Source organism: Flavobacterium sp., assembly GCF_003525665.1.
In the GTDB taxonomy this organism is placed as follows: domain Bacteria; phylum Bacteroidota; class Bacteroidia; order Flavobacteriales; family Flavobacteriaceae; genus Flavobacterium.
This window is the reverse complement of sequence record NZ_DQDX01000197.1, coordinates 1-11,737: the sequence shown is the minus strand read 5'-3', so window position 1 is coordinate 11,737 and position 11,737 is coordinate 1. Positions and strand designations below refer to the sequence as shown.

The 11,737-nt window shown below is 32.3% G+C and carries 12 protein-coding genes; 4 read left to right on the top strand and 8 right to left on the bottom strand.

Annotated elements, in window-relative coordinates; translation table 11 throughout:
* Both DIU01_RS13965 and can read left to right on the top strand, forming a co-directional pair.
* Positions 1 to 678 (top strand): carbonic anhydrase family protein (locus DIU01_RS13965; RefSeq protein ID WP_290835475.1); only part of this gene is annotated, 678 nt, incomplete at its 5' end.
* A 64-nt stretch (positions 679 to 742) separates the two neighbouring features.
* The gene (can, locus tag DIU01_RS13960; RefSeq protein WP_290835473.1) at positions 743 to 1,384 is read left to right on the top strand and encodes a carbonate dehydratase; all 642 of its coding nucleotides are present in this window, start codon (positions 743 to 745) and stop codon (positions 1,382 to 1,384) included.
* Here the strand turns inward: can and DIU01_RS13955 are convergent.
* The 5 genes from DIU01_RS13955 to hutI all read right to left on the bottom strand — a co-directional run bounded on the left by DIU01_RS13955 (position 1,381) and on the right by hutI (position 6,173).
* Positions 1,381 to 2,574: an LETM1-related biofilm-associated protein gene (locus DIU01_RS13955; protein ID WP_290835471.1), complete on the bottom strand. Its 1,194-nt coding sequence runs from the start codon at positions 2,572 to 2,574 to the stop codon at positions 1,381 to 1,383. The two genes, can and DIU01_RS13955, sit on opposite strands and share 4 nt — an antisense overlap.
* A gap of 65 nt (positions 2,575 to 2,639) precedes the next feature.
* Positions 2,640 to 3,209, bottom strand: coding sequence for a YdeI family protein (locus DIU01_RS13950; protein WP_290835469.1), 570 nt, complete (start codon positions 3,207 to 3,209; stop codon positions 2,640 to 2,642).
* Between the two features lie 6 nt (positions 3,210 to 3,215).
* Positions 3,216 to 3,740, bottom strand: coding sequence for a superoxide dismutase family protein (locus DIU01_RS13945; protein WP_290835467.1), 525 nt, complete (start codon positions 3,738 to 3,740; stop codon positions 3,216 to 3,218).
* Between the two features lie 241 nt (positions 3,741 to 3,981).
* Positions 3,982 to 4,821, bottom strand: a complete 840-nt coding sequence (locus tag DIU01_RS13940; protein ID WP_290835465.1) for an alpha/beta hydrolase-fold protein — start codon at positions 4,819 to 4,821, stop codon at positions 3,982 to 3,984.
* A gap of 113 nt (positions 4,822 to 4,934) precedes the next feature.
* Positions 4,935 to 6,173: an imidazolonepropionase gene (gene hutI, locus DIU01_RS13935; RefSeq protein WP_290835462.1), complete on the bottom strand. Its 1,239-nt coding sequence runs from the start codon at positions 6,171 to 6,173 to the stop codon at positions 4,935 to 4,937.
* A 69-nt stretch (positions 6,174 to 6,242) separates the two neighbouring features.
* Here hutI and corA point away from each other — a divergent pair, with 69 nt between their 5' ends.
* Positions 6,243 to 7,313 carry a magnesium/cobalt transporter CorA gene (corA, locus tag DIU01_RS13930; RefSeq protein WP_290835460.1) on the top strand — a complete coding sequence of 357 codons (1,071 nt, stop codon included), beginning with the start codon at positions 6,243 to 6,245 and terminating at the stop codon, positions 7,311 to 7,313.
* Here the strand turns inward: corA and nhaA are convergent.
* Positions 7,310 to 8,452 carry a Na+/H+ antiporter NhaA gene (gene nhaA, locus DIU01_RS13925; RefSeq protein WP_290835458.1) on the bottom strand — a complete coding sequence of 381 codons (1,143 nt, stop codon included), beginning with the start codon at positions 8,450 to 8,452 and terminating at the stop codon, positions 7,310 to 7,312. The two genes, corA and nhaA, sit on opposite strands and share 4 nt — an antisense overlap.
* A 155-nt stretch (positions 8,453 to 8,607) precedes the next feature.
* Here nhaA and DIU01_RS13920 point away from each other — a divergent pair, with 155 nt between their 5' ends.
* Entirely contained in the window at positions 8,608 to 8,766 is a 159-nt protein-coding gene (locus DIU01_RS13920) for a hypothetical protein (protein WP_290835456.1), read from the top strand.
* A 61-nt stretch (positions 8,767 to 8,827) separates the two neighbouring features.
* Here DIU01_RS13920 and DIU01_RS13915 read toward each other — a convergent pair whose 3' ends face one another.
* Both DIU01_RS13915 and arsC read right to left on the bottom strand, forming a co-directional pair.
* Positions 8,828 to 11,284: an outer membrane beta-barrel family protein gene (locus DIU01_RS13915; RefSeq protein ID WP_290835454.1), complete on the bottom strand. Its 2,457-nt coding sequence runs from the start codon at positions 11,282 to 11,284 to the stop codon at positions 8,828 to 8,830.
* Positions 11,285 to 11,390: 106 nt separating this feature from the next.
* Complete coding sequence (arsC, locus tag DIU01_RS13910; RefSeq protein ID WP_290835486.1) at positions 11,391 to 11,723, bottom strand: arsenate reductase (glutaredoxin); 333 nt, start codon at positions 11,721 to 11,723, stop codon at positions 11,391 to 11,393.
* Between the last annotated feature and the right edge of the window lie 14 nt (positions 11,724 to 11,737).

Below are 11,737 nucleotides of genomic sequence, written 5' to 3'. Positions count from 1 at the left end.
ACTTTAAATAAAGAATTACAAGCTTCAATCACACCGAGAAAAGCATTAGAAATATTAAAAGAAGGAAATAACCGATTTGTAAATAATTTAAAAGCCCACAGAGATTTACTAGAACAAGTAAATGATACTCGTGACGGTCAATGGCCATTTGCAACTATTTTAAGTTGTATTGATAGTAGAACTTCTGCCGAATTGATTTTCGATCAAGGATTGGGTGATGTTTTTTCTGTTAGAATTGCTGGTAATATTGTAAACACTGATATTCTTGGAAGTATGGAGTTTGCTTGTAAAGTAGCTGGTTCTAAACTTGTTGTAGTTTTAGGTCACAGTAAATGTGGTGCTGTAAAAGGTGCGTGCGACCATGTAGAAATGGGTAATTTAACCGAACTATTATCTAAAATTCAACCAGCAGTTTATCAAGAAAAAGAAACTTTGGAAGATAGAAGTTCGAAAAACGGAACTTTCGTTGAAAATGTTGCTGAAATTAATGTAAAACGAAGTGTAAAAAACATTATCGAAAGAAGTTTCATCTTGGAGCAAATGGTAGAAAATGGCGAAATTGGAATAATAGGAGCGATGCACAATATCGAAACTGGTGAAGTAACTTTCTACGATGATGTTGAATACATTAGAGATGAAAATAATCCTGATTTCTCTATAGCAGAATTAAGACACTAAAATTTAATAGCCATCAATTAACAAATTGGTGGTTTTTTTTTACATTTGATTATTATAAAAAATTATGAGCGAGTATTATAGAAAGTTATTGGACAACAATAAAAAATGGGTTGAGAACCAATTAGCCTTAGATCCTGAGTTTTTTAAAGATTTGGCCAAAGGACAAAATCCGCAATTGCTTTGGATAGGATGTTCTGATAGTCGCGTTCCTGCAAATGAAATTGTTGGTGGAAAACCCGGAGATGTTTTTGTTCACAGAAATATTGCTAACATGGTCGTTCACAGTGATATGAACATGTTGAGTGTACTCGATTATGCAGTTAATGTATTGAAGGTGAAACATGTAATTGTGTGTGGACATTATGGTTGTGGCGGAGTTAAAGTTGCCATGGAAAACAATTCTATCGGAATTATTGACAACTGGATACGACATATTAAAGATGTATATCGTTTGCATAGAAATGAATTGGACTCCGTAGAAAACGAAAAAGAGCGTTTCAATAAATTTGTAGAAATAAACGTTAGAGAACAAGTTTTAGATTTAGCAAAAACATCCATTGTGCAATCTGCTTGGCAGAAAGGACAAGATTTAACGTTGCATGGTTGGGTTTACGGATTGAATGATGGTTATGTAACCGATTTGAATGTAAATTTCAGCAGTAATAAAGATTTAGACGAAGTGCATCAGTTGTATTTTGCTACTTAATCGTCTAGATTTTCATTAAAAGCAGAAGGTAATAATTGCGGAATAAATTTCACTAAAAGTGGTAATAATAATCCGCCACCAGGAAGTAAAAAGATAGTTAGCGACGGTATGCTTTTGCAAATGTCGAGCAGCTGTTTTTTTACTTTCTTTTTTTCTTCTGGACTCAAATCTTTAGAAGTTGATTTGGCCAAAAGATGCATCAATTCTTTACTTTGCGAGATTTCTTTTATCAGTCGTTTTTTATTTCGAGTAATCAAAACCTGAACTCCAGTTGACGTTTGATCGTAAAAATGTTTTACCGGATTGGAATAATTAAAGTATTGAATTTCTGGTTTATGTTTCGAAATAAAATCGTTGGTATCAACTGCAGTTTCATGAGCAAATACTTCTGAAACGCCAAATTTCTCTGCTAATTTGTACAAGAAATACAACTCTTCATTTTCAATTCTTCCGTCGTTCCAAAGTGTGATACAAACCAAATCGATTAGATAAAACTTCTCTAAATCGTCTTTAAAATAATCCAAAGGCATATCTTCTAAATTCTGAATACTAACTTTAGAAAATTTGGTGTAACGAACCGAAGCTTCAAATAATTTTATAAGCAAATCATCGTGTTGCGATTTTTCAGTTTTAACTTGTAAAGCCAAAGAAACCAAACTCATAATGGTTTCTTCTATACGTTTCAAATACTTTTCTGGAATAGAACCATGAGTTAAATAATGACGAAAAGCCAAAACATCTACAAACAAAAGTGCATTAGTAACAATATGCGAGAAGTTTTTGCTAATGATGTCTTTGTTGGTTTGGACGCGTTCATCAATAAGATTTTCCAATTTAGAACTAGCCGATGAAGGCATAATTTTGTTTAGAAATCCGAAACCTTTTGGTGTCATTTCTTTGTAAAACGAAACCGCTTTGGCAATAAAATCAACAGCATCCGACTGATTTGTTGTAAAGCAATACATATCAAAAAGTGTTTTTAGCAAGGCTACTTTCGATATTTCATCGGTTTTCCAACCGGTCATGTCTATTTCTGGATTTTCATTTATGGCAATGATGTGTCCGTAAATAAAACCAGTTTTTCTGATGTTTTTGTACAGTGATAAATCCTCAATAGGCGAGCTGATGAACCTATTTTTTTGTTCATAGAAATACTTGTCTATCCAGCCATTTGCCGAAGGATTAATCATAGCTTTTATTTGAGATGCAAAGCTATGTTTTTTTGTTTGAGAAAAACAGTATTAAAGTTAAGTTTTTATGGTCTAGACTTTATGTTTGCTTCACAAAGTTTGATTATTTCTGCAATTCTAATGTTTCGTGTTTCTTCGCGTTTCGCTTGATTTAACCAATAAAGATAGCTCTTTCGATACGATGGACTAAAATTTTGATAATTATCAAAGGCAATTTTATTTTGTTCAAATGCCAATTGTAAATCTTTAGGAAGTACTAAATTTTCAACATCGTCAAGTGATTCCCACGAGCCATTTTTCTTCGCGGTTTCAATTTTTTTCAAACCACTTTCGTGTATTAAATTCTCCTGAAGTAGTTTTTCAATGTAGGATTTGTTGAGTTTACTCCAAACACTTTTGTCTTTTCGTGGCGTAAACATTTGCGTGCGGCGTTCTTCATCAAGTCGTCTTACAGTTGAATCAATCCAACCATAACAAATGGCAACTTGCACGGCTTCTTCCCAACGCATGCTTTCGTTTTCGCTAGAAACTCTATAAAACAGTAATGACGCTCTAGTTGCAGAAGTATGATTTTCGTGCAGCCATTCGCGCCATTCTTGAGCATTTTTAAAATATAAATGATCTTTTTCTTCCAAGTAGTATTATTTTATAATTCCAGAACAAGCTACTCTTCCGCCAGCATTTCCTGTTGGTTGAGTAACAAAATCGTCTGGATTGGCATGAACTATCAAACCTTTATTTAAAATATCTTTGGTTTCGTCACCACAACCAATACACCATTCGTCGGTTTTTAAAGTGATGGTTCCGTTTCCGTTGGCATCGGCAGTAAAGTTTCCGATATCGCCTTTATGATGTTCAGTATCGGTCCATTTTCCGTGTTTTTTGAAGGTAGGATTCCAATGTCCACCAGTTGAAGTAGCATCAGCAGCCGAACAATCTGCTTTTTCATGAATGTGAATCGCGTGAACTCCAGGTTTCAATCCGGTCATTTTTGCCTCGAATGAAACTACGCCATTTTTTTCCGTAAATGTTGCCGTTCCGGTTACGGTACTTCCGCTTTTAGGTTCTAGATTTATCGTTAGCACATTGGCTTTAGTATCGGTTCCCGATTTACAAGCCACAACAATTACAAATGCAACTACTGCAATTAAGATTACTTTTTTCATAAAATTTATTTTAACCAAAGTTAAGAAATTAAAATGGAGGTTAAAGTTTTTTAACTTAAGAATTCGTTAATTGTTGGGATGAAGGTTTTGTGGGTTTAATTTTATAGATGTTTCTCAATGAGTCAATTTTAAGCTTAAAAAAGATTAAAATTTAGGGTTAAACACTAATTTTTAAATATATATCAAACTTGAAATAGGCCTTAAACCTATATTATTGTTAAATAATAATTCAAGCTGAACTTTATTTGATTTTCATTGTCAAACATATTAATTCAATAAATTCATTTTTCCAATATTTATTGCTATGTCCACCCTCAAATTGTTTTGCATCAATGATTGAATTTGACTCAGCATATTTTGAGTTTAAATGTTCTGCCTCTTCTTTTAAAAAGAATGGTTCTTCACTTCCGTATCTTAAAAACAAGTTTGGATATATTTTTTTTTTATTCCATACGTTTGTTTGAACATCACCACCAAAAGCTGAAAAACAGAAATATGTTCCAATTAATTCGGGATTACTATTTAGTAAACTTATCCCAAATCCAGCTCCATTAGAAACACCAAAAAAATATCTGTTTTGTTTTTTGCCTTTTTGGTTATATTTTTTTTCGATTTTGGTGAGCAATTCATTTATAAAATATGATTTATGATTTTTAAATCTATCAACTATTAATGACACTTCTTCTCTAATTGGTTTTCTATCTACATATTCAAAATTTCTGTAATTTAAATAAACTTTTTTCCCATTTCCGAGAGTTGTGCTTGTACTGTCAGCAATTTTATTATTCGAGAAACTTGCAATTAAAATAATAGGCTTAATAATCTTTTTATTTATCAGTGAATCCAATTCTGTTTTTTTATCAGTTATGGAAGTTCCTCCATCAGTTGCAAAAATTATTGGATAGTTTTTATTTAAACTAAAATCTTTAGGTAGATAAACATTATGTTTTCTGTATTCTTTTAAATATACACTATAAATTGAATCTGTAATAAATTTTGATTCAGCAAATATTATTTCTTTTTTGGTTTTACATGAAAACATTAATAAACAAACAAATCCAATCAATAAAATATTTTTCATTTTAGACATTTTTTAGCACGGTTTAAAACTAGTTTGTTACAACATATTGTTCATACAAAAATTTACTATTAATTACAACTTTTGTAGAATTTAGTCATCCTAAATTCATAAATTCATTCCACAATCCTCCCATCAATTAAAACACAATCAATTAAATCAGTTCCAAAGCAATAAGGTAATTGATAAAACGAGGTAACTTCTTTACTTATAATGATATTGGCTTTTTTACCTTTAGTGATACTTCCATGAGTTTGTGAAATTCCCATAGCGTATGCGCCGTTTATTGTGGCAGCATTTATGGCTTCTTCTGGCGTCATTTTCATTTTGATGCAAGCTGTTGCTACAACAAAATTCATGTTTCCTGATGGTGTTGTTCCAGGGTTGAAATCGGTGGCTAATGCTAATGGTAATCCTTTTTCAATCATGCGTCTTGCTGGCGTGTACGGAATGCTAATAAAGTAAGAACACGATGGCAAAGCCACAGGCATTGTTTCTGAATTTTTTAGAATTTCAATATCTTCATCCGTTACAACTTCTAGATGATCTACCGAAAGTGCGTTGTGTTTTACGCACGCGGCAATTCCGTTGATGGCATTGAATTGGTTAACGTGGATTTTGGCAATCAGTCCGTGTTTTTTTCCAGCTTCCATAATTCTTTCGGTTTCTTCTACAGAGAAATAGCCAGTTTCGCAGAAGGCATCGATGTAATCGGCAAGATTTTCTTCAGCAATTTTGGGTAACATTTCATTGATTATCATATCGATATAACCCGAATGATTTTCTTTATATTCACTGGGAAAAGCATGCGCGCCAAGAAAAGTAGCTTTGATTTTTATAGGATAATTTTCGGCTAATTTCTTTATAACACGAAGCATTTTGATTTCACCATCAACGGTCAATCCGTAACCCGATTTTATTTCGACTGCTCCAGTTCCTTGTTTCATCACTTCTTCAAGGCGGAGTTTCGATTGGTTGTATAGTTCTTCTTCTGAAGTTTCATTGAGTTTTTTAGCCGAATTTAGAATTCCGCCACCGCGATTGGCAATTTCTTCATAAGTCAATCCGTTAATGCGATCTACAAATTCCTGAATTCGATTTCCAGCATAAACGATGTGCGTGTGACTGTCGCACCAAGTTGGCAAAACTACTTTTCCGGTTGCGTCAATCGCGACATCGGCATTGATTTCTGGACAATTTTCCATTAAACCAAAATCGGCAATGATATCATTTTCAATTAATAAGAATGCATTTTTTATCGAAGGAAGAAGTGCCATTTCTGAACCAGAAACTTTAGTAATTTCGGCAGCTCTAATTTGAAGTAATTCTTGTATGTTGGTGATTAAGGTTGTCATGAACTAAATTTCAGTAAAAATACTTTTTAAAAAATAATTATTTATAAATTTAGAAAAAATTTCGAAGCAGTGAGAAAAATCAAATATAAAAAAGGACGTAAAGTACAACCCAGTTTTTTCGATTACACCGGAAGTCATAAAAGTGTAGATACAGAAATACAAATGTTTGTTTATGATACAGATGACATCACCGAATATGAACAAATAAATGTGAGCAACATCGAAAAAAACGTTGATTTAACTAAAGTAAATTGGGTTAACATTCACGGATTGAATGATGTAGAAGTCATAAAATCAATCGGAAATTATTTGAAAGTTGATAATTTTATGCTTGGTGATATATTGAATACTACCAAACGAACAAAACTAGAAGAATACCACGAAATTTTATTTTTCAATATTAAATCGCTTTTACCAATTGAAAACTCAGATAACATAAGTGTTGAACAAATAAGTTTTATTCTGAAAAACGGAATTCTAGTATCGTTTCAAGAGAAAAGAAGTGATTTTTTTACGCATTTACGTGAACGCATCAGAACGCATTCGGGAATTGTACGTGATAAAAAAGCCGATTATTTATTGTATTTACTTCTCGATGCGATAATGGAAAATTTCTACATTACTATTGAAAATGAAGAAGATAGAGTAGAAACGTTGATTGATGAATCTAAAACGAGTACCAATCCGGCGATATTGGAACAAATTGAGAAGCATCGGGATAATTTTAATTTCTTAAAACGTTCTATAATTCCGCTACGCGATTCTTTGTATTCGATAAAAAGTATGAAAGACGATATCGTTTTTAATGCGATTGAAACTTCCAATTATACGTTTTTTGTTAGATTACATCAAAAAAGTTTGGAGTTGTTGGAGCAAATTGAATACGATTTAACCAGTTTAGATAGTGCGTCCAATTTCTATTTTTCGACTCAAACGCACAAAATGAATGAAGTGATGAAGACGTTAACTGTAGTTTCGGTTTTCTTTATGCCACTAACATTTATTGTTGGCGTTTACGGAATGAACTTCGACAATATGCCCGAACTTCATTGGGAATACGGCTATTTCATCATTCTTGGATGCATGCTTTTGTTATTGGTAACCATGATTATTTATTTCAAAAAACGAAAATGGTATTAATCGTTTTCCTTTTTCAGAACAAATTTCAAATATAAAAATCCGATCAATCCTGCTAAAAGTGATGAAACTAGAATCATGATTTTAGAATTATCGATATGTTCGGCATCTGAAAAAGCGAGGAGTGTGATGAAAATGGACATTGTAAATCCGATTCCGCCCATAAAACTCACTCCGATAATGGATTTCCAATTTAGATCTTCTGGTAAAGAGCAAATTTTTAATTTCGTTGAAAGATAGGTAAATAGAAAAATTCCAACTGGTTTTCCGACAATTAAACCTAATGCGATTCCGATAGTGTAATGATGAGTTAACGCATAATGCCAATCGCTATTAACAACAATTGCAGTATTTGCCAAAGCAAAAAGCGGTAAAATGATAAACGCTACCGGATAATGCAAGGCATGTTGTAAAATATACGATGTAGATTTCTCGTCACCATTTCCGAAAGGAATGGCAAATGCTAATAAAACTCCAGTTATGGTTGCATGAACTCCAGAATTGAGCATAAAATACCACATAAAAACGCCACCCACTAGATAAGGAATTAGATTTCGAACTTTCATTCTATTGAAAACACAAAGCAATGCAAAGATGGAAAGTGAGATTATTAAATTGGTCCAAATAAGTGATTTGGTGTAGAAAATGGCAATAATCAAAATGGCACCTAAGTCATCAATTACGGCTAATGCGGTAAGAAATACTTTTAGCGAAAGCGGAACTCTATTTCCTAAAAGCGATAAAATTCCTAATGCAAAAGCAATATCAGTAGCCATCGGAATTCCAAATCCCGATTGTGTGTGTTCGCCATAATTTAAAAATAAATACAATCCAGCAGGAACAAGCATTCCGCCAATTGCAGCCGAAAGTGGCAATAAAGCATTTCTAACGGATGATAATTCTCCGTGGTATAATTCGCGTTCCAATTCTAAACCAATTAATAGAAAGAAAATGGTCATTAAACCATCGTTTATCCAATGTTCAATACTATGTCCAGCAAATTGTGTGTGCCAAAAATGTAGGTAGCTTTCGCTTAAGAACGAGTTTGCAATAAACAGAGAAACTATGGTGCAAATTATTAATGTAAATCCACCAGCTTTTTCGCTTTCAAAAAAATCTTTGAATAATTTGGTAACTTTCATTAGAAATTGGTTTGTTACAAATTTACGAAATACAAGAGGATTTTTATAGTAAAATCAATTCTTAATAACATTGTTGAAATATTTGCAACTATTTATTTGTGATTAGAAATATATCAATTACCTTTGACGAGTATACAATAAATTCCGGAAAAACTATGTTTACTTTACAACAGTATTTAGGTTTCTTACTTTTCTTAACCATTTTAACGATTGGTTTCTGGTTAATGATTTTCTTAATTCACTTTGTGTTCTATTGGATATTTGGTGCAACAAGAGAATTGTTGAAAGAAAGAAGAAATAAAAACGATGAGTAATTCTTAATTGTTTTTTAAAATAAAAAAGCCTCGATAATTTCGAGGCTTTTTTTATGGTTGACTATCCAGGAAAATCTCCTCCGTCGCCATTGTCTTGTTGTGTTCTTTTTGGTTTTTCTCTATCGTTTTTAGCTTTGTTGAAACGGTAAGTAAATGATAAAGTAACTTGTCTTTCTCTCCATTGCATTTCGCTGTAAGAGTTTACCGTAGCAAGATTTGATTCCATAATTCTTTTTCTAGAATTAAATAAATCGCTCACGTTTAATGCAATTGTACCTTTGTCTTTCAATACATCTTTGCTGAATGCTAAGTTGGCTGCAAAAACTCCTAAACTTCTACCTTGAGCATTATTTTGTGGCCCGTTGTAGTTTAAGTTAGTTTGCCAATCTATTTTGTAAGGTAAATTTACTTTAGATGATAAACGTGTTGACCAAGTTGTAGCCACATTATCAAAGTTTTGAGTAATCTCATCTCCAGCCAAATCAGTATAAGTGAAATCACCTTGAGTTTCTACTCTAAAGAAGTTGAAGTTACTGTTTAATTTCCACCATTTGTAAGGAGAATAATTTAAAGTAAATTCAAATCCAGTTCTGTATTCTGTAGCTAAATTGATTGGTGTGCTTTGAATTACTTCAACATCATTAACTTCTACACCAGTCCCACGTCTAACAAATTGAAATGAATCCGTCGTTTTATTCAAATAGATTGAAGTGTTCAAGGTCAATTTATTCCAACGTTTTAAATATCCTAAATCAAATGCATCGGTGAAAGATGGATCTAAGTCTGGGTTACCAACAAAGATGTTCGTGTTGCTTGAAAGTCCGCTAAACGGATTTAAGAAACGTCCTCTTGGTCGTTGAATTCTTCTGCTATAACTAAGTGAAGCACTACTTTTTTCTGAAAATTCATAAGTAAAGAAAGCACTTGGGAAAAAGTTGTTGTATCTTTTGTTATTGAAATCGTTAGTTTGTAATTGATTTACATCGATATTAGAATCTTCCCAACGCAATCCGTACAACATCGATAATTTTCCGAATTTTGTTCCGAATTGTGTGTACAATGCATTAACTTTTTCTTTGTATTCTAATGTGTTAGTGAAATTTTCATCTACAAGCCCATTAGTAATAACTTGATAATCGGTTACTAATTCTAAAAAGTCACCACGATATCCAGCTTCAAATTGGCTCTTTTTACCTATTGGCAAAACATAATCAGTTTGTATCAAATTACGATTTTGCTTTTGATTGTTCAAGGTTTGATCCAATCCTACTGTACTTGCGTCATTTCTAGTATCTGTAATTAATGCAGAGTTATCGTCTTTATTGGTTGAAAACGAACCATCAATTGTTAACTTGTGACCATCTTTTTTGAAGTTTTTAGTGAAATTTGTAGAGTATTCAATATTTTCACTGGCACTAATTTCATCATTCACACGATTTCTTGTGTATAAATAATTTCTGTTTGCGTCAAAATTATCTTGAAAAACAATGTCTTGATTATCTCCATTACTTTTTCTATAGTTTAAAATATTAGTCCAAGTAAGTGATTTGTCTAAAAACCAATCAAAACCAAAATTTCCGTTGTAACCTTTATTAAGTCTGTCGTTATCTCTAGTTTCATCTACATAACTTTTAGTAGAACCGTCTGGATTTAAATATTCTGAGTTTGTAAAAGCATTTCCAGGATTACTTCTGTAGTTGTAACCTTGAGTTGTAAAAAGATTAAATTCCTCCGATTTAAAATTCACAGTAGCACTCAAACCGTGATTATCAGGATAACCAGTTGTTCCAATGATTGTTCCGTTTAAACCGTTGGTTTTTCCTTTTTTAAGAATGATGTTTAAAAGTCCACCGCCACCTTCAGCATCGTAACGCGCTGATGGATTGGTAACTACTTCTACTTTATCAATAGCATCGGCAGGAATTAATTTTAAAGCTTCAGTAATATTAATGGCATTCGATGGTTTTCCGTCGATTAAGATTCTAACATTTTCGTTTCCTCGTAAGCTTACATTTCCTTCAATATCAACAGAAACCGATGGAATGTTATCAAGAACATCACTTACAGTTCCACCTTTAACCATTAAATCTTGACCAACGTTGTACACTTTTTTGTCAAGTTTAATTTCAACGGTAGTTTTCTCAGTTCTAATTACTACGTCTTCCAGTTGAGTTGCATCACTTTCTAAGGTAATTGTACCAAGATTTGTATTTCCAGCAATGGTTTTATTCTTGATTTCAAGCGGTTTAAAAGAGATAAATTCTACTTTTACATTATAGTTACCAGGCGTTGCATCAAAGCTAAAGTTTCCTTTATCGTCTGTGATTCCACCAGAAGTGATTTTATTCGTTGTAGTATTTACCAAAGAAATAGTAGTATATTCTAATGGTAATTTAGTAGCTTTTTCAGTAATTTTTCCAGTTACTTTAACTTTGCCTCCTTGTGGCTGCTGTTGCGAATAATTTAAAAACGTGCTCAAAAACAAGCCAATCGTTAATAAGAATTTAAGGTTTTTCATCAAATTAGATTTTTTTTAAATGTTTTGTACATTTGACTGCAAATTTAAACTTTGGTTTAAGCAACGAATCACAAAGGTTTGTTAAAAAAAACAAGTTTGAATTATTCTAAATAATCTCTTTTATTTTTTCTAATGGTCTAGCAATTATTGCTTTATCGTTGTAAACTACAATTGGTCGTTCCATAAGAATTGGATAATCAACCATTGTCTGAATTATTTCACAATCACTTAATTCTTTTCCTTTGAAATTTTCTTTCCAGATGGTTTCGTTTTTTCTAATTACTTCAATCGGATTTAAATTTAATTTCCTAATAATTTCTTCCAATTCATTAAAAGTCAATGGTGTTTCGAGGTATTTTATTATTTCAAATTTTTTATCGGATGTTTCTAAAAAAGCCAAGCAATCTCTAGATTTTCCGCAGCGTGGATTGTGGTAAATTGTCTGTCTCTTAT

Coding starts and splice junctions, on each gene's coding strand:
- can (WP_290835473.1), top strand. CDS start 743: ATGAGCGAGTATTATAGAAAGTTATTGGACAACAATAAAAAATGGGTT.
- DIU01_RS13955 (WP_290835471.1), bottom strand. CDS start 2,574: ATGATTAATCCTTCGGCAAATGGCTGGATAGACAAGTATTTCTATGAA.
- DIU01_RS13945 (WP_290835467.1), bottom strand. CDS start 3,740: ATGAAAAAAGTAATCTTAATTGCAGTAGTTGCATTTGTAATTGTTGTG.
- DIU01_RS13940 (WP_290835465.1), bottom strand. CDS start 4,821: ATGAAAAATATTTTATTGATTGGATTTGTTTGTTTATTAATGTTTTCA.
- hutI (WP_290835462.1), bottom strand. CDS start 6,173: ATGACAACCTTAATCACCAACATACAAGAATTACTTCAAATTAGAGCT.
- nhaA (WP_290835458.1), bottom strand. CDS start 8,452: ATGAAAGTTACCAAATTATTCAAAGATTTTTTTGAAAGCGAAAAAGCT.
- DIU01_RS13920 (WP_290835456.1), top strand. CDS start 8,608: ATGTTTACTTTACAACAGTATTTAGGTTTCTTACTTTTCTTAACCATT.
- DIU01_RS13915 (WP_290835454.1), bottom strand. CDS start 11,284: ATGAAAAACCTTAAATTCTTATTAACGATTGGCTTGTTTTTGAGCACG.